At 57.4% G+C, this 18,140-nt stretch carries 14 protein-coding genes; 6 read left to right on the top strand and 8 right to left on the bottom strand.

The window, feature by feature from the left end; translation table 11 throughout:
* Positions 1 to 388: 388 nt before the first annotated feature.
* Both katG and AC2FJE_RS22470 read right to left on the bottom strand, forming a co-directional pair.
* Positions 389 to 2,590: a catalase/peroxidase HPI gene (katG, locus tag AC2FJE_RS22475; protein ID WP_496758409.1), complete on the bottom strand. Its 2,202-nt coding sequence runs from the start codon at positions 2,588 to 2,590 to the stop codon at positions 389 to 391.
* 269 nt (positions 2,591 to 2,859) lie between these two features.
* Complete coding sequence (locus AC2FJE_RS22470) at positions 2,860 to 3,705, bottom strand: SDR family oxidoreductase (protein ID WP_496761498.1); 846 nt, start codon at positions 3,703 to 3,705, stop codon at positions 2,860 to 2,862.
* Positions 3,706 to 3,795: 90 nt separating this feature from the next.
* Here AC2FJE_RS22470 and AC2FJE_RS22465 point away from each other — a divergent pair, with 90 nt between their 5' ends.
* The gene (locus AC2FJE_RS22465; protein ID WP_496758404.1) at positions 3,796 to 4,428 is read left to right on the top strand and encodes a class I SAM-dependent DNA methyltransferase; all 633 of its coding nucleotides are present in this window, start codon (positions 3,796 to 3,798) and stop codon (positions 4,426 to 4,428) included.
* A gap of 6 nt (positions 4,429 to 4,434) precedes the next feature.
* Here AC2FJE_RS22465 and AC2FJE_RS22460 read toward each other — a convergent pair whose 3' ends face one another.
* The 3 genes from AC2FJE_RS22460 to AC2FJE_RS22450 are packed head-to-tail and all read right to left on the bottom strand — an operon-like array spanning position 4,435 to position 8,403.
* The gene (locus tag AC2FJE_RS22460) at positions 4,435 to 5,214 is read right to left on the bottom strand and encodes a carnitinyl-CoA dehydratase (protein ID WP_108860445.1); all 780 of its coding nucleotides are present in this window, start codon (positions 5,212 to 5,214) and stop codon (positions 4,435 to 4,437) included.
* On the bottom strand, positions 5,211 to 7,226 hold the full coding sequence (locus tag AC2FJE_RS22455) for an acetate--CoA ligase family protein (protein WP_496761497.1): 2,016 nt from the start codon (positions 7,224 to 7,226) through the stop codon (positions 5,211 to 5,213). The genes AC2FJE_RS22460 and AC2FJE_RS22455 overlap by 4 nt, the downstream gene beginning before the upstream one ends.
* A 16-nt stretch (positions 7,227 to 7,242) precedes the next feature.
* Positions 7,243 to 8,403, bottom strand: a complete 1,161-nt coding sequence (locus tag AC2FJE_RS22450; RefSeq protein WP_109313076.1) for an acyl-CoA dehydrogenase family protein — start codon at positions 8,401 to 8,403, stop codon at positions 7,243 to 7,245.
* A 78-nt stretch (positions 8,404 to 8,481) separates the two neighbouring features.
* Here AC2FJE_RS22450 and AC2FJE_RS22445 point away from each other — a divergent pair, with 78 nt between their 5' ends.
* Positions 8,482 to 9,423 carry a GlxA family transcriptional regulator gene (locus AC2FJE_RS22445; protein ID WP_472722444.1) on the top strand — a complete coding sequence of 314 codons (942 nt, stop codon included), beginning with the start codon at positions 8,482 to 8,484 and terminating at the stop codon, positions 9,421 to 9,423.
* On the opposite strand, the gene AC2FJE_RS22440 is transcribed toward AC2FJE_RS22445, so the two are convergent.
* Both AC2FJE_RS22440 and AC2FJE_RS22435 read right to left on the bottom strand, forming a co-directional pair.
* Positions 9,420 to 10,409 (bottom strand): sterol desaturase family protein, encoded by a 990-nt coding sequence (locus AC2FJE_RS22440; RefSeq protein ID WP_496699977.1) that lies wholly within the window; start codon positions 10,407 to 10,409, stop codon positions 9,420 to 9,422. The two genes, AC2FJE_RS22445 and AC2FJE_RS22440, sit on opposite strands and share 4 nt — an antisense overlap.
* Before the next feature lie 22 nt (positions 10,410 to 10,431).
* Positions 10,432 to 11,187 (bottom strand): class II aldolase and adducin N-terminal domain-containing protein, encoded by a 756-nt coding sequence (locus AC2FJE_RS22435; protein ID WP_496758400.1) that lies wholly within the window; start codon positions 11,185 to 11,187, stop codon positions 10,432 to 10,434.
* A 118-nt stretch (positions 11,188 to 11,305) separates the two neighbouring features.
* Between AC2FJE_RS22435 and AC2FJE_RS22430 the strand changes: the two genes are divergently transcribed.
* From AC2FJE_RS22430 to AC2FJE_RS22415, 4 genes are all read left to right on the top strand, one after another.
* On the top strand, positions 11,306 to 12,181 hold the full coding sequence (locus AC2FJE_RS22430) for a LysR family transcriptional regulator (protein WP_108860449.1): 876 nt from the start codon (positions 11,306 to 11,308) through the stop codon (positions 12,179 to 12,181).
* A 144-nt stretch (positions 12,182 to 12,325) separates the two neighbouring features.
* Entirely contained in the window at positions 12,326 to 14,128 is a 1,803-nt protein-coding gene (gene ade / locus AC2FJE_RS22425; protein ID WP_496758394.1) for an adenine deaminase, read from the top strand.
* On the top strand, positions 14,125 to 15,588 hold the full coding sequence (locus AC2FJE_RS22420; protein WP_496758392.1) for an AMP nucleosidase: 1,464 nt from the start codon (positions 14,125 to 14,127) through the stop codon (positions 15,586 to 15,588). The genes ade and AC2FJE_RS22420 overlap by 4 nt, the downstream gene beginning before the upstream one ends.
* A 130-nt stretch (positions 15,589 to 15,718) precedes the next feature.
* A complete protein-coding gene (locus tag AC2FJE_RS22415) occupies positions 15,719 to 16,006 on the top strand; it encodes an HU family DNA-binding protein (protein ID WP_039533371.1) in 288 nt (95 codons plus the stop codon).
* 99 nt (positions 16,007 to 16,105) lie between these two features.
* Here the strand turns inward: AC2FJE_RS22415 and AC2FJE_RS22410 are convergent, their stop codons facing one another.
* Entirely contained in the window at positions 16,106 to 18,001 is a 1,896-nt protein-coding gene (locus AC2FJE_RS22410; protein WP_496761496.1) for an amidohydrolase, read from the bottom strand.
* Positions 18,002 to 18,140: the final 139 nt, after the last annotated feature.

The following is an 18,140-nucleotide window of genomic DNA, read 5'->3' as shown; positions in this document are numbered from 1 at the left end:
ACCGTTGCGCCAATAACATCAGCGCGCCCGCCTAAATCATTCCCTAAGATGCCCACCGTCTCTCCGATGCGTCCGGCCGTCTCTCCGACCCGTCAGCGCCGCCTCAGCAGCGCCGGTGAAGGGGTATTTACGGATTAGGTCTGGGACCTGCAACCCCCATTTTGAAAAAACTTCACATTTCTCTGCTGAAACTCGCCAATATTAATGAAAACAATAAGTTAGCTTAATAATTTGGGTAAGAAACTCGATCGGGCGCTGCGTGATGCGGGGGTTTGTCAGAGCTTTAGGCGGAATCGTACCCAATGGTTGGTATGCCTGCGGGATCCGACCCAAAGAAAACGCCGCCCGAGTCCCCTCGGGCGGCGCTATCTCTGCGATGATCGTCGATTTACTTCAGATCAAAACGATCCGCGTTCATCACCTTGTTCCAGGCCGAGACAAAGTCGCAGACAAATTTACCCTCGGCACCCGTCTGACCGTAGACCTCGGCGAGCGCCCGCAGTTGCGAGTTGGAACCGAAGACCAGATCGACGCGTGTACCGGTCCATTTGACCTCACCGCTGGCGCGGTCACGACCTTCATAGACGCCCTTGCCGGCAGGTTTCCATTCGGTGCCCATGTCCAAAATGTTGGTGAAAAAGTCATTGCTGAGTACACCCACACGATCCGTGAACACCCCATGCTTGGCGTCACCGAAGTTGGCGCCCAGAACACGTAGGCCACCGACAAGTGCCGTCATCTCTGGCGCGGACAAGGTTAACAATTGTGCACGGTCGACCAGCAACTCCTCGGGAGAGACGGTGTATTCGGCCTTTTGGTAGTTGCGGAATCCGTCTGCTGCAGGCTCCAGGACTGCGACGCTGTCCACATCGGTCTGCTCTTGCGATGCATCGGTGCGGCCCGGGGTGAACGGAACCTCGACATCCTGACCGCCAGCTTTGGCAGCCTGCTCAATGCCGACGGCACCGGCCAGAACGATCAGGTCGGCCAGCGACACTTTCTTGTTGCCTGACTGCGCGCCGTTGAACGCTTCTTGAACGCCTGTCAGCGCATCCAGCGCCTTGGACAGTTTCATTGGCTCGTTGACGTCCCAATCCTTCTGAGGCGCAAGACGGATACGTGCTCCATTGGCACCACCGCGCTTGTCCGACCCACGGAATGTCGAGGCCGACGCCCACGCGGTCGAAACAAGCTCGGACACCGACAGACCGGATGCAGCGATCTTGGCTTTCAAATCCGCAACATCTGCAGCATCGACCAGATCGTGATCCACCGCAGGCACGTTGTCCTGCCAGATCAACTCCTCGGTCGGGGCTTCCGAACCGATATAGTTCGAACGCGGACCCATATCGCGGTGGGTCAGCTTGAACCAGGCGCGCGCGAAGGCATCTGCGAACTCTTCCGGGTTCTCGTGGAAGCGTTTCGAGATCGGGCCATAGATCGGATCCATGCGCATCGCCATGTCGGCGGTGGTCATCATGGTTTTGACCTTCTTGGTCGGATCGCCGGCCGCCGGGGCCATATCTTCTTCCTTGACACCGATCGGTTCCCAGATCCATGCGCCCGAGGGGCTTTTGGTCAGGTTCCACTCGTATCCGAACAACAGGTCGAAATAGCCGTTATCCCATTTGATCGGGTTTGCGGTCCATGCGCCCTCGATGCCCGAGGTCGTGGTATCGTCACCCACGCCCGAGCCGAACTTGTTGATCCAGCCAAGGCCCATCTCTTCGATCGGGGCCGCTTCGGGTTCGGGGCCGACCAGATCAGGATCGCCCGCGCCGTGCGCCTTGCCAAAGGTGTGGCCACCAGCCACCAATGCGACGGTTTCTTCGTCATTCATCGCCATCCGGCCAAAGGTGTCGCGGATATCACGGCCCGAGGCCAGCACGTTTGGTTCACCATCCGGGCCCTCGGGGTTCACATAGATCAGGCCCATCTGAACGGCGGCCAGTGGGTTTTCCATGTCGCGCTCACCAGTGTACCGGCTGTGCGGGTTGTCGGTGGGGGCAAGCCACTCAGTTTCGGAACCCCAATAGATGTCTTCTTCTGGCGCCCAGATATCTGCGCGACCACCAGCAAAGCCAAATGTTTTGCCGCCCATGGATTCAATGGCGCAATTGCCGGCAAGGATCATCAGGTCGGCCCAGGAAATCTGGTTGCCGTATTTCTGCTTGATCGGCCACAGCAGACGGCGCGCCTTATCAAGGTTGCCGTTATCCGGCCAGCTGTTCAGTGGCGCAAAGCGCTGGTTCCCGGTCGAGGCACCGCCACGGCCATCCGCCGTGCGATATGTACCGGCGCTGTGCCAGGCCATCCGGATGAACAGACCGCCGTAATGACCATAGTCGGCAGGCCACCAATCCTGAGAATCGGTCATCAGCGCGTACAGGTCTTCTTTCAGCGCCTTCATGTCCAGCTTCTTGAATTCTTCAGCGTAGTCGAAATCAGGCCCCAGCGGGTTCGACGCGGGCGCGTTCTGATGTAGGATCGAAAGGTTCAGCTGGTTCGGCCACCAATCCCGGTTTGACCGGGTTCCTGCGCCGTGCATTACAGGGCATCCGCCCGTTTTGGGGTTATCACTTCCGTCCATGTCGATCTCCAATCCTGGCTAAAATCCGGCTCGTTCGCGCGGTGAGAAACGCGGGCGATCAAGAACATATATAGATGACACTTTTACCTCTTTTAGATGCGCGGCTTGGATTGCGCGCATTCTGTCAAAGGTATCGGCGACTCTTGTCTTGTCGCCGCCAGACCTAGCAAATTCGAACCATGCAAATAAGTTTTCTTTATGGATGGTTCTGATAACCAAAAACTATCACTAAGCATCCGGGGCGCATCGCCCGAAATCAGGCCGATAGCTCAGTCACCGGTCATCAGCGACCTCAATCCGACCCGATAGTTCGGAAACATCAGGTTCACACCCAGCTCATCCTTGATCCGATCGTTTCTGACCCGCTTGTTCTCATTGTAAAAGCTGCGCGCCATGGGGGTCATGTCGGCCTCGTCAAACGGTACTTCGGGCGGCAATGGCAATCCCTGCAATTCGGCCGCATAGGCGATGACATCCTGCGGTGGGACGGGTTCATCATCGCACACGTTGTAAATAGCCCCCGGATTAGGCGCAGACATGGACGCGGCAAGAACCTGGGCAATGTCGGCGACATGAATTCGGGAAAAGACCTGCCCCGGCTTGATGATACGTCGCATACCCACACGCTTGAGCTTGGAAAACGGCCCGCGACCGGGACCGTAGATGCCCGCAAGGCGAAAGATGTGCGTAGGCAAACCGGGAACGTTCTGCCACTGCTCTTCCGCCTGCACCCGCCATCTGCCGCGTTGCGCCGTTGGCGTCGCGGGGGTGGCCTCGTCGACCCAGTTGCCCTGATGATCGCCATACACGGCCGTGGTCGACAGATAGCCAACCCATTTGAATTGCGCCGCCCGTTCGGCAATCTCATCTGCCAATGCAGCCAGAACCGGATCTCCGTCCGCGTTTGGCGCGGCCGAGATCAAAAGATGCGTCACCCCATCCAGCTGCGGCACTTGCCCCGGCCAGGTCACCGGCTTTGCGCCGGATGCTTTGACCACCGGCGATTGGGCCGGATCACGCGTCGTGCCGAAGATACGCCAACCATGGGGTTGCAACTGACGGGACAAGGCCTGCGCCGAGTACCCGTGACCGAAGGAAAATAGTGTGCCTGTCATACGCTCTTAGATGATCCGCAATTTCGCCAGATGCAAGAACTCTGCCAAGGATACTTGATTCGAATCCCCCAATGCGCCTTTCTTTTGGGTATGAGTGACAAAACACCAGACCTGCATGCCGCCTACGCGCTGGATTCCCCGGAAGACCACAAGCGTCTCTATGCTGAATGGGCCGGGGATTACGACGAAGGCTTTGCCACGCGCGAGGACTATCAGCTGCACATCCATACCGCCCGCGCCTTTGTCGGCGCCGGCGGGCAAGGGCCTGTGCTTGATGTAGGTGCAGGCACTGGCCTGTGCGGCGCGGTTCTGGCCCGGCTGGGTGTGGGACCGATAGATGCCACCGATATCAGCGCCGAGATGCTGGATCAGGCCATGCGCAAGGATATCTACCGCGACGCCATTGAGGCCGATCTGAACGAAGGCATCCCGGTGCCGCGCGATAGTTACTCCGGAATCGTTTCATCCGGTTCGTTCACCCATGGCCACCTCGGGCCAGAAGCTTTGACTGCACTGCTGCGTGCGGCCCGCCCCGGTGCTCAATTCGCGCTGTCGATCAATGCCCAACATTATGAAAAGCTGGGATTTGCCGAAGCCCTGCACCGGTTAGCGCAAGGCCAGATTCGAAACCTGACCCTGCCCGAAGTTCGCATCTATGGCGATCTTGCATCTGGCCCCAACAAGGATGACACAGCGCTGATAGCCCTGTTCGACCGCGCTTAGGCCGACTTACCGCCCCTTCCACACAGGATCACGCTTTTCAGCAAAAGCGCGGGCGCCTTCCAGATTGTCTTCAGAGCCATAGAGGGTATCAACCGTCGGCAATTGCCGCCCGGTGATCCGGTTCATGGCATCCTGAAATTTGGAATCTTCGGCATCGCGTACGATTGCCTTGATCGCGGCATAAACCAAGGGCGGGCCGCTGGCCAAAAGACGCGCCAGTTCCCATGCCCGATCCATCAACTGATCACCTGGAACGATTTCGTTCACCAACCCCCAGTTCTTCGCTTCATGCGGGTCGAACCAGCGTCCGGTCAAAAGCAGTTCCATCGCCACGTGATACGGAATACGTTTTGGCAGTTTGACACTTGCGGCATCGGCCACTGTGCCTGAGCGGATTTCCGGCAGCGCAAAACTGGCGTGTTCCGCAGCAAGGATCATGTCGGCGCTCAGGGCCAATTCTAACCCGCCGCCGCAGGCAATCCCGTTGACGGCTGCGATGACCGGCTTGTTCATGTCCCGCAGTTCCTGCAGCCCGCCAAAGCCACCAACGCCATAGTCTCCGTCGACTGCGTCTCCGTCAGCGGCTGCTTTCAAATCCCAGCCGGGGCAAAAGAACTTCTCTCCACCCCCGGTCAGGATTGCGACGCGCAGATCAGGATCATCACGGAAGTCACGAAACACCTCGCCCATGACGCGGCTGGTCGCCAAATCAATCGCGTTCGCTTTGGGACGGTCCAAAGTGACTTCCAGAATAGCGCCATCGCGCTTGGTTTTGACCGGGTTCATTTACTTGCCTTTCGGATCAGAGCATCCACCGCTATGGCACGGTCCGGTGTGCAGATCAGTGGGTTTATTTCAACTTCGCTGACATGGGATGCATTGGCAATGACGTAGGCCTGCACCGCATCGACAGCGTCCAGGATGGCCTCAATCTCTGCCGCTGGTTTGCCGCGATATCCCCCCAGCAAAGGGGCGCAGTTCAATTTACCCAGCGCCTCTTTCACCGTGGTGCGAGAGGATGGGATCAAAAGTGAAACCGTGTCGCGCAGGATTTCAGTCAACACACCCCCTGCACCCAGCGTCAGAACGAACCCGTGGGCCGGATCTCGGGTCACGCCGACCAACAATTCTGCCACGCCGCCAACAGCCATTTCCTCAATAAGGACCTCTTCGGTTCCGATTTCCGCCGCGACTTCAGCCACGGCGTCCGCGTGAACCTCAAGGCGCACGGCCGCATGTTCCGACTTATGCGCCAACCCGACGCCCTTGATCGCAAAAGGACCAGTCAGCGCGGCAGAGGCTTGTTTCGCCAGATCCGGCGTCACCACAACGTTGTGCGGCACACAAACACCGAATTCCGCAAGAGCCTGCTTGGCTTCTGCTTCGGTCAGAACGTGATCTGCAACGGTATCCGAGGGCAACAGGACCGGTTCGGCCTCCGTTGCTTGCGGCCGCGCGGCCGCCTCAATTGCCGCAAGCGCTTCGTGCAATCCGGCAAAAGGGATAACACCGCCATCGAGTAATCGATGTGCAACGTCTTCGGGTAAAAGCTCCGGCAGTGTCGCCGTTACCGCAAAGGGACGCCCCGTCTGAGCAACGCAGTTCAACGCAGCCTGCGTGGCGCATTCCCAATCGGTCGCATCCGTGTGCGGATAGTCGAGAATCGCCATAGTCAGGGCCTGTTCAGGGTTCATCATTGCGGACCACGCCCGTGTCATGGCCTGCGTATCCCGCCAGATATAGGTGTGATAATCCAGCGGGTTCGCCAGTGCTACCATCGGTCCCAAGGCATCGCGCAGGTCAGCTTTTTGTGCTTGCGACAACGGCGGGAAGTGCAGGTCGCGCCCCTCGGCCATGTCGGCCGCCAGACTTGCCTCACCACCCGAACAACTGATCGATCCCAAGCCGTTCGTATCCAACCGCCCGGACACGTGCAGCAGCTTGAGGCATTCCAGGAAACTGGGAATGTCATCCAAACGCGCGATCCCAAGGCGATCCAGAAATGCCTGCGCGCCCGCATCACCACCCGCCAACGAGGCTGTATGGGAAATCGTCGCCGCCTGTGCATGGGCGGACCGGCCCACTTTCAGCGCAACAATCGGCACGTTACGATCCCGAGCCTTTTTGGCCAGCGCCTCCCATTTGCGCAGGTCACCGAACCCCTCGATATGGACGCCAATCGCTGTGATCCGGTCATCATCCAACAGGGCCGAGGCGATGTCGGCCTGATGGGTCTGCGCCTGATTCCCACTGGTCAGCATAAAGGCCAGCGGCAAGGCCCGGCGCTGCATCGTCATATTGATCGCTATGTTCGAACTTTGCGTCAGGATCGCCACACCGCGATCTACCGGTCGCATGCCGTGCTGATCGGGCCAAACAGCGGCACGGTCTAGCCCGTTGACGAAGCCATAACAGTTTGGCCCGAGGATCGGCATCTCGCCTGCGGCCTGCACCAAACGGACCTGCAAATCTGCACCCTGATCGTCCTCGGCATGCGCTTCGGTAAATCCCGAGGCAAAACACACTGCGCCCCCGGCCCCCATGGCCGAAAGGACCGCGACAGTCTCGATCGTTGCATGACGGTTGATGCCAACAAAGGCTACGTCGGGGGCCGCTGGAAGGTCCTCAAGGCGTGCAAAAGCACTCAGACCCGCGATTTGACCGGCTTTTGGGTGGACCGGCCAGATGTCGCCCTGAAACCCGAATTTCCGGGCCTGTTCGATCACTGAGACGCACCAGGCGCCGCCGCCAATCACAGCGATGGATGTGGGGTGCAAAACGCGTGACAGGGAAGACATCAGGCGGCCCCCTCCATCACGCACCGAGTGCCCTCAAAAGATCGCGACTGATAATGTGGCGCTGAATTTCACTGGTCCCGTCCCAGATACGTTCGACCCGCGCGTCGCGCCAGAACCGCTCAAGCGGGTAATCGTCCATCAGACCCATGCCGCCGTGGATTTGAATGGCAGCATCGGTGACTCGCGCGAGCATTTCCGAGGCATAGAGCTTGGCCGAGGCGATTTCGCGATTTGCGGGCAGCCCTTTGTCCAGACGGTCGGCTGCAGCCAACGTCAACAAGTCCGCCGCGTCAATCTCGGTGATCATATCTGCGATTTGGAAGGACACGCCCTGAAACTTGCCGATCTTCTGGCCGAACTGTTCGCGCGTGGCGGAATAGTCCAGCGCATAGTCGAAAGCGCGGCGTGCGCGGCCTACGGACATGGCAGCAACCGTGATACGGGTCGCATAAAGCCAGGTGTTCATCACTTCAAAGCCGCCATCAACCTCACCTAGAACCTGGGCGTCCGGCAGACGGCAATCATCGAAATCAAGAACCATGTTCTTGTAACCGCGATGACTGACCGATTTGTACCCGTCCCGGATGGTGAAACCGGGCGTTCCGCGATCCACCAGAAACGCCGTAATGCGTTTTTTGGGGCCTTTTGGCGTCTGATCCTCGCCGGTCGCGATAAAAACGATGATGAAATCCGCGTGCTCCGCGCCCGAGATGAAATGCTTGGTGCCATTGACCACCCAGTCTCCGCCATCCCGCACCGCGGCGCACTTCATTCCACGAACATCTGACCCGGCACCGGGCTCGGTCATTGCCAGCGCGTCCATCCTTTCGCCACGCACGGCGGGCATCAAGTATCGTTCGACCTGCTCGCCCTCACACGCCATCAGGATGTTCTGAGGACGCCCGAAGAAGTGATTCAGCGCCATGGACCCGCGGCCCAGCTCACGTTCGACCAGCGCGAACTCCAGATGGTTCAACCCTGCACAACCGACGCTTTCGGGAAAATTACAGGCATAAAAACCCAGTTCAATCGTCTTGCGCTTGATCTCATCCGCGATCTCTTCCGGGACTTCGCCGGTGCGCTCGACCAGCGCCTCATGCGGGTAGATTTCGTTTTCCACAAAGCTGCGAACGGTAGAGACGATCATCTCTTGTTCGTCGGACAATCCATATTGCATCGGGCGTCTCCACATCTGGCGTTGCGGCATATTCTGACGCGGCTTGTCATTTGAAACGTGCAGAAATAGAAGTTTACCATGCAAGAATGGACTAAATCACCCTCTGCACCGCAGCAAATCGGGGTTCTTCTGTTCGACGGATTCTCGAACCATTGCCTGGCCAACACGGTCGAGCCGCTGCGCGCTGCAAACACTCTGGCCGGACGTAATTTGTACGATTGGCAGTTCCTTGCGTTGGAGGGTGGTCCGGTGACATCCTCATCCGGGCTGCAGGTCGCGCCGCATCGCCCACTCCAGATCGCCAGTGGGGACATGCTGATGGTCATGCCATCTTATGGATTCCGCACGCATGGCGGGTGGCGCACTCTTTCAGGCCTGCGTTCTGCGGATCAGCGGTTCAAAGTGCTGGCGGGCCTCGACACTGGCAGCTGGCTTTTGGCTCAAGCAGGGCTGCTGGACGGGCATCGCGCCACGATACACTGGGAAGAGCTGACCGGATTTACAGAAAGGTTCCCCGATGTCGAAGCCCACCGCGAGCGCTATGTCATCGACCGCAATCGCATCACCTGTTCCGGGGCCATGGCGGCCTTTGATCTGGTGCTTCATCTGATTGCACGGGATCAGGGACAGGCCCTGGCGCTGGAAGTGTCGCAACTGTTCATGACCCGCGATTCAGCGCGCTCGCATGCGGGCGGTGCCGGCGCGACCAGCGGTTACGTGAACAAGGCGCTGGCCTTGATGCAGGAACACCTTGAGATCCCCTTGCCAGTGTCCGAAATCGCAAGCCGGGTTGGCCGATCGCAGAAAGCCTTGTCCGTCCGCATGCAGTCCGAGCTGGGCGCGGGTCCCGCGCAGGTTTACCGCCGCCTGCGCCTGAATCTTGCGCGCAAACTGGTGGCAGAAACCGACCTGAGCATCGGTGAGGTTGCCCTGCGCGCGGGCTATGACGACCCCAGCGCCCTGACCCGTGCCTTCAAAGCCGAATTCGGGGTCACGCCGCGCGCGCTTCGGGCCAGCTAGGTATACATCTGTTTCTTGTAGGCCCTTGTCCGGGTCGTCGCCTCGGCCGATCCGTCATGATATGTGCCAAACCACTTGTCGAACGGAATTTCAGAGGTGCCGTAGTTGCATTCAAAATACCGGTGGTGAAGCTGGTGAAAGAAATCACCGGCACGGGCGGCATCCGTGTCTCCGGCCTTTAGTTTTTCAAACCCGGAATGAGACAACACGGGGCTGATCTGCTGGAAGGAGGCGTGGAACAGTACATGCAAAGGGTGCGACGGCACGATCAGGTGAATGAAATAGGTCGTGAAGTACAGCAAGTTCTCGTACCAGTGGTTCGAGATTCCCGACCAAGGCCCAATGTTCACGTTTCGATGATGCACAGCATGCACGTATTTGTAGAGCTTCGGGTGATGTTCCAGCCGGTGCACCCAGTAAAAGTGCAGACCTGACCACATCGGGATAAACACCATCCACACAACGAACCAGACCGGCGCGCCGGACCACGTGATGGTTGGCACATAGCCGTTGGCCATCGCCCAGTAGATGATCCACTGATAAACGGTCGCGACGGTCATCGCGCTGCCCAGCGTCCACCAGATATTGTCCAGAACCTGATTGCGGAATGTGAACGTACCATTGTTGCGGGTCAGGTCGCGGCGGTCGAACTTTTTGTACATGCCCTGCCCTTTTCGCATGTACAGCCACCAGTGCAGCCCACCTGCGACGAGTATCTGGGGCACCATGTTCAGCAGCCAAATGCGAAACATCCAACCCGGGGCAAAGCTTTGCATACTTTCCAAGGACGGGAAAAAGATAGCATAGGCGGTAACCGCCAGCGCAAGGCACAAGGTCAATGCCGTAATCTGCAGCCACGCCCCGCTGTACCATTTCAGCACGGCTGACGGACGTGGTGGCCAATTGAACAAGGGGTTTAACCCCACCGGACCTTCAGGATGATAGTGCCAGCGGGCGGATTCCGGATTCTGTGTAGTGTCAGACATGGTCGTTACCCTGATAAGGTTGTCATGTGGCGTAGTCAGAGCCGCCATCGTCCAATATGGCCTTGATCTCTCGCAGATGAGCCTGGGCCTGATCGGGATAGTCTTCCAATTCTTGGGCAGTCTTTTCGGCAATCTCATCTGGCAGGACGCGCAATGGCTGGCCGGTCTGCAGCGCTCGGATGTAGGTTTCCGCTGCGCGTTCAAAATAATAAAGCCTGTTAAAGGCATCTGCCGGGTCACTGCCGATCACAAGAACACCGTGATTGCCCATGATCATGACCTTTTTCTTGGGGTCCGACAGCATGGATGCACAGCGCTCACCTTCGCTCTCAAAGGCGAGGCCTCCGAATTCCTGATCGATGACATACCGGTTATAGAAAGTAGCCGTGTTCTGATCGATCGGGGGCAAGGTGCTATCCGCCAACGATGCCAGGACCGTCGCAAAGATCGAATGCACGTGCATCACACAGCGCGCATGCGGACAGTGGCGGTGGATTGATCCGTGCAGACCCCAAGCCGTCGGATCCGGGGCACCGGGTTGGTTCATCACATCGGGATCATTTGCGTCCAGAAACAGCAGATTTGACGCTTTGACCCGTGCAAAGTGCATCTGGTTCGGGTTCATCAAAAATTGCGTACCTTCCGGGTTCACCGCAAGGCTGAAATGATTGGCAACGCCTTCGTGCATGTTCAATCGCTCGACCCAGCGAAAGGTTGCAGCCAGATCAACTCGTTCGGCCCAGTGGTCGATATTGGCGCGCAGGTTTGTAACAGTCATTCCGGGCTCCTTTGCGGATAGCTGAGAACTTTCGGAAATCGTGCCTGTAGCGTCAAAAATTGACCAACGAAAAAAACGCAACTATTCCATTAGCTGAACTAATGGCAAGGTTATACGCATGCAAAAACCACTTCCTCCGCTGGGTTGGCTCCGCACGTTTGAGGCAGCGGCGCGGCACTTGTCCTTTACCGGCGCAGCCCGGGATCTGAACATGACGCAAAGCGCGGTCAGCCAGCAGATCAAGTCCTTGGAAGGGTACCTTGGCCAGCCTTTGTTTTTGCGTCGACCACGTGCGTTGGAACTGACCGAAGCGGGCATCACGTATCTTCCGGTGGTGCGCGAGGCATTTCGGACACTGGTACGTGGAACTCAGGCCGTGACCGGCGCCCAGCAGAACGCGGTTCAGGTTCAAAGCAACATCACCTTTGCCGTGAATTGGTTGGCGCCCAGACTGCCGAAATTTCGGGTACAGCATCCCGAGGTGCAACTGAATATCTTTACTGAGCTTTGGGAGCCGCGCGAAATGGCCGAAGGGGCCGCCGTGGAAATCCGTTATTCACTACGGCCGTCAGATACGGTTAGGACCGAATTGCTGAGAACGGATCATTATTACCCAGTCTGTGCGCCGGGCTATCACGTGACGTTGGACAACCTGCAACAGCACCCGCTTTTTGACTGCTCAAACCTTCTGTCGAATTGGCTGGGGTGGACCGAGGAACAGGGTCTAAATTGGGAAAATCCTGCAATTACTTATTCGACCACCTACTTGGTCAGCCTGTCCGTAGCCATGGCTGGCGGAGGGCTGTGTCTGGCGCATGACACAATTGCCAGTGACCTGATTGCGCAAGGTCGTTTAGTAGCCCCGTTCGCCCATCGCGCACCCATGCCTGAAGCCTATTATCTGCTTCTGTCACCGCGCGCCGAAGAAAGCCCCGGTGCTATAGCGTTTGCCAATTGGGTTCGCCGCGAGCTGGAGCATGATACACAGAAATAACCGAGGCTTGCTCCCGCCCATCATCGATGCCCTGCCGGGCGTCTCTTCTGGTTGGACAGTGCAGCGCTGACGCGCTGCGTGACGGTTTGATGATACCTGTTCACAAGGGGTTGAACCTTCCTGCGCATTCGGGAAAGTTGGGCCATGGAACACACACCCTTCCCTAGTTGGCCCGATGTCGCCCCCCGTCTGATTGCCGTAGCCGCAGGTCGTGAAGCTGCAGATTCGGTCATTCGCGGCGGAATCTGGGTAAATGTGCACAGCCGCGAAACCCTTCCGAACCATGACATTGCGATCGCTGATGGGCGCATCGCTTACGTCGGACCCGATGCATCACATTGCGCCGGCCCAGAGACTCAGGTCATCGAGGCCACCGGGCGTTATATGATCCCTGGCCTGTGTGATGCGCATATGCATATCGAGTCGGGCATGCTAACCCCGGCTGAATTTGCCCGCGCTGTCATTCCGCATGGAACCACCAGCATGTTCACCGACCCGCATGAGATTGCAAATGTCCTTGGCCTGGACGGCGTGCGCATGATGCATGACGAGGCGATGATGCAACCGGTGAACATCTTTACCCAGATGCCGTCCTGCGCCCCATCTGCGCCGGGACTAGAAACGACGGGGTACGAAATCACCGCCGAAGACGTGGCCGAAGCGATGAACTGGCCCGGCATCATCGGCTTAGGCGAGATGATGAACTTTCCCGGTGTCATCAATGGCGACCCAAAGATGCTAGCGGAAATCGCCGCAACGCAACGCGCCGGGAAAACCGTAGGAGGACACTACGCTTCGCCTGATTTAGGGCCTGATTTTGCCGCCTATGTTGCTGGGGGTCCGGCGGATGATCACGAAGGTACCTGCGAGGCAGACGCGATCGCACGTGTTCGGCAGGGGATGCGGTCGATGATGCGGCTGGGCTCGGCCTGGTATGACGTGGAAAGCCAGATCACTGCGGTCACGAAAAAAGGGTTGGACCCGCGCAACTTTATCCTGTGCACCGACGATTGCCACTCAGGCACGCTGGTTAATGACGGCCATATGAATCGCGTGGTTCGGCACGCCATCGCTTGCGGATGTGATCCGCTGATTGCCCTGCAAATGGCGACGATCAACACGGCGACCCATTTCGGGCTGGAACGTGAGATCGGCTCGATCACACCGGGGCGGCGCGCGGATATTATCCTTAGCTCGGACCTGAAAGAACTACCCATCGAAACCGTGATTGCGCGGGGTCAGATCGTGGCTGAGAACGGTAAAATTACCGTGGGTTGCCCGCACCTCAATTGGCCTGATACCGCCCGGAACACCGTGCATCTGGGGCATACCCTGACCGCTGCTGATTTCGAAATTCAAGCACCTGCAGGGGCAAACCGCGTGCAGGCCAACGTGATCGGCGTGGTGGAAAACCAGGCTCCGACCAAAGCTCTGAAAGCTGAACTGCCGATCATCGAAGGATTGGTCGAGGGCGACGACGATGTCTGCCAGATCGCGCTGGTTGAACGGCACCAGGCGACGGGCGGCGTGACGAACGCTTTCGTTTCCGGATTCGGATATCAGGGCAAAATGGCCATGGCCTCGACCGTGGCACATGACAGTCATCACATGATCGTAGTCGGCACGGATCGCGAACAGATGGCACTGGCCGCAAATCGGCTGGCCGAGGTGGGTGGTGGCATCACCATCTTCCGCGATGGGGAAGAACTGGCGCTGGTCGAATTGCCCATTGCGGGCCTGATGTCTGACAGCCCTGCATCACAGGTTGCTGCCAAAGCCGACGACATGGTTGCCGCGATGGAGGCCTGCGGGTGCACCCTCAACAACGCATATATGCAGCACTCACTATTGGCACTGGTCGTGATTCCGGAACTCCGGATTTCTGACCTGGGTCTGGTGGATGTGCGCACTTTTGAAAAGATTGATCTTCTGGAACCACTTGCATGACAATAATAAAAACACCCGACGCACCTAAACCGGAACAATTCACCGACCCCAAAGCGGCGGTCGCTCGATTGGAAGCGCTCTATGAACAAGCAACCCGCTTTCTGTGCGACAGTTTCTCGGCAGCCATTGAACACGGCGCACCAACTGCGCGGTTCAGAGCCTATTACCCGGAAATTCGTATCAGAACGTCGTCCTATGCACATGTCGACAGCCGCCTGAGTTTTGGCCACGTCTCAGAACCCGGCATTCATGCCACGACCGTTACGCGACCGGATTTGTTTCGGTCTTATTTGACCCAGCAGATCGCATTGCTGATCAAGAACCATGATCAGCCGGTTACGATTGGGCCGTCCGACACACCGATCCCGGTGCATTTCGCGGTTGCCAACAATCCCGATCTGCACGTCCCGCAACAGGGCGCGGCCGGATTCACGTTGCGCGATGTCTTTGACGTTCCCGACTTGACCACGACCAACGATGATATCGTCAACGGGGTGTACGACCACGAAGATGAAGCCGGCCCGCTGGCCTTGTTTACTGCCCAACGCGTCGACTATTCACTGGCCCGGCTTGCGCATTATACCGCGACGGATCCCAGCCATTTCCAGAACCATGTCCTGTTCACGAACTACCAGTTCTACGTCTCTGAGTTCGAGAATTACGCGCGCGCCCAATTGGCCGATCCAAACAGCGGTTACACCAGCTTTGTTTCGACCGGGAATGTCGAGATCACAGGCTCTGAGGAAGAGTTGGTCCAACCGCTGAAGCTACCGCAAATGCCGACCTATCACCTGAAACGCGAGGACGGGTCCGGGATCACGCTGGTCAATATCGGCGTTGGGCCTTCGAACGCAAAAACGGCCACTGACCATATCGCGGTGCTGCGACCTCATGCGTGGCTGATGGTCGGCCATTGCGCCGGGTTGCGCAACACGCAGGCGCTGGGGGATTTCGTTCTGGCCCACGCCTACCTGCGCGAAGACAAGGTGCTGGACGATGACCTGCCGGTCTGGGTTCCGATCCCGCCGCTGGCCGAGGTTCAGGTCGCGCTGGAAAGCGCCGTGGCCGAGGTCACCGAGTTGGAAGGATACGAGCTTAAGCGGATCATGCGCACAGGCACCGTCGCCTCGGTCGACAACCGCAACTGGGAATTGCGCGACCAATCCGGCCCTGTGCAAAGGCTCAGCCAATCCCGCGCCATTGCACTGGATATGGAAAGCGCAACCATCGCCGCAAATGGCTATCGGTTCCGGGTTCCCTACGGCACGTTGTTGTGTGTTTCTGACAAACCGCTACACGGCGAATTAAAGCTTCCGGGCATGGCATCTGCCTTTTATACCACCCAGGTCAGTCGCCATCTTGCAATCGGAATTCGGGCGATGGAACATCTGCGCGGCATGCCGTTAGAGCGTCTGCACAGCCGGAAATTGCGTTCATTCGACGAAACAGCCTTTCTCTGACGCAAAAAAGCAACGATTTCCCCATATTTTTAGGGTTTTCGACGCTACTATTCGTTGTGTTCGACCACAATATCCCGTTACAGTTACGCGGTGAGGCCCTATGTATCGGGCACGTTAAGGAGACCAAGAAATGGCAAAGCCTATGACAAAGACTCAGCTGGTGGCTGCTCTCGCTGAGGAAATGGGAACCGACAAGAAAGCTGCGAACGCAGCGTTGGAGGCCATGACCGGCCTGATCACCCGCGAAGTTTCAGCCGGCGGCGCAGTGACCCTGCCTGGCGTTGGCAAAATCTACTGCCGCGAGCGCCCCGAGCGCATGGTGCGCAACCCCGCCACCGGCGAGCAGTTCAAGAAAGAAGCGGACAAAGTGGTCAAAATGACCATTGCGAAAGCTCTGAAGGACAGCGTGAACGGCTGACCTCAGCTTTCACTGCAAACGATTGAGGGCCGCCGCTTGGGGGCCCTTTTTCTTTGCCTGATCTCAATTGACTTAATCAGAGCACCAGTATGCCCACTTTCACAGATGGGTATGAACAACCTTGAGCGCATGGTTCAGCATTGCTCGGTTGACCTCTTCATCAGCTAGAGAATTCGGAGCCAGCGTCGGCGTAAGTGAGGCTTTTTGCGTTCGCTCACCAACCGGAAGAACACGCCCCTCCATAACGGTTCCCCAAACATTAATGTCGCGGATCATCGCCGGGTCCACACTGAGGGGATTTTCATCCAGTACAGTCAGGTTAGCCCTTTTGCCTGGTTCGATACTTCCGATCTCATCACTCAGCCTGAGGGCGTAAGCCGCCTCGATTGTAACTCCGCGAAGCGCCATTTCAGCGGGCACCCTCTGATCCGCGCCAGCGATGCGACCGGACGTGGTTTCTCGATTGACAGCACACCACATCAGAAAAAGCGGGTCAGCAGGTGCCATCGGCATGTCGGAATGCAACGACCATGGAATTCCGGTGAGTGATAAGTCGCCTAAGCGAACCATCGAATCCGCTCGTTCCGGGCCAAGACCAACTTTTGAGTACTGATCCGCCAGCGCGGTAACGTAATATGGATTCCCGCTGACGATGGCTCCCAGCGCTCTGATCCGTTCGACCTGATCCGAAGCGCTGACAGCAAAATGCACTAATACGGTGCGGTGATCATATCTTGGGTTCCGGCGTAGATTCGATTCGAGCGTATCAAGAACCCGATCAAGTCCGGCATCACCATTGACGTGAATATGAATCTGATAGCCCGCGTCCCAGTAAATGCGGAACGCACGTTCAAACAAATCGCGGTCCATCATCCACTCACCGTCATGGCCATCAAGATAAGGATCACGAACCTGCATCAGCAGCGAATAAATTGCGCCATCTGCAAAAAGCTTTGCCTGCTTTGGCGCAAGACTTGTCATGCCACCATACCAAGAGGCCAGCTTTTCGGTTTCAGCAATGACTTGCGCATCATCCGAATAGGTCGCGACCATCGACTTTGCATCCACGATAAATGACCAGCGAAATGGCATGTCCGGGTTCGAGAAGACTTCGTTTACGCCGTCCTGAACCGGCTCAGAAAGAATCCCGCCCGGCTCATTGCCGAAGGTAATGCCTTTGGCGTGCATATAGTCGCGCGTGATTTCCAGGCCGGATCGCAGGCGTTCGGGGGTTGCGACCATATTCGCGATGTTAGGCAAAACTGCGAACAGGCCCTGTTCCCAAAACCGCGCCTCTTCAAAACTGCTTTGCTCTTTTGCTGACGGGCTGAAAGTTTCGAACTTGTCCCGGGTGACACCGCCACGCTCCATAGCCGCCGAGTTCAGTACCATCTCGTGACATGAGCGCGCCCAAACAAGAATGGGACGTGTTTCACTGATTGTATCGAGGTCAGAACGTGTCAACGGGCCGTAAAATGCCGGATGATACCCCCAGCTAAGCAAAGGTTCGTCTGGATTCGACTTTTCAGATTCCGCTTTGGCAAGACGCTCCATGAATTCTTGTTTGTCTGTGACGCGCGGCACGGTTCCGCTCGGCAAAACCCAATCCTCAATTGCGAGGATTTCTGACGACATTGTTAGGGCAGCAAGCACCGGATGGTCATGTTGTGCAATAAACCCAGGAACGATCACGTTATCAGCGAACGTCGTATCAATTTCGTAAGGCTGGTCGCCTAATACGCGCTGTACATCTTCCAGTGTTCCCGCCCAAAGAATTCTGTCACCGACAACAGCAACCGCTTCGGCCGTAGGGCGCGCATCATCCAGCGTGATGATTTCTCGCGCAGTGTAGATCGTTGCCTGAGGCAGCGAGACTATCGATCCGCCGATATCCTGCAATGATCCGGTTTCCGCCAAAACATGCTGCAAGGGCGTCAAAGTTGCAGCAGAAGCAATTCCAGCACCCACGAATCTCCGGCGGCCGATATCTTTCATAGTGAAGTTCCTTCAGACAGTACGGTTGGAATGGAATTCGGATTCAAAAAATGAACTACTTCCATTACATTATCTGAATTTCATTCATTGTCTCGCTCTGACACGAAAAAACCCCACAGAACATTCTGCGGGGTTTGAT

This window comes from Ruegeria sp. CDSC002 (assembly GCF_059610905.1).
This window is presented reverse-complemented; position numbering and strand designations above follow the sequence as displayed.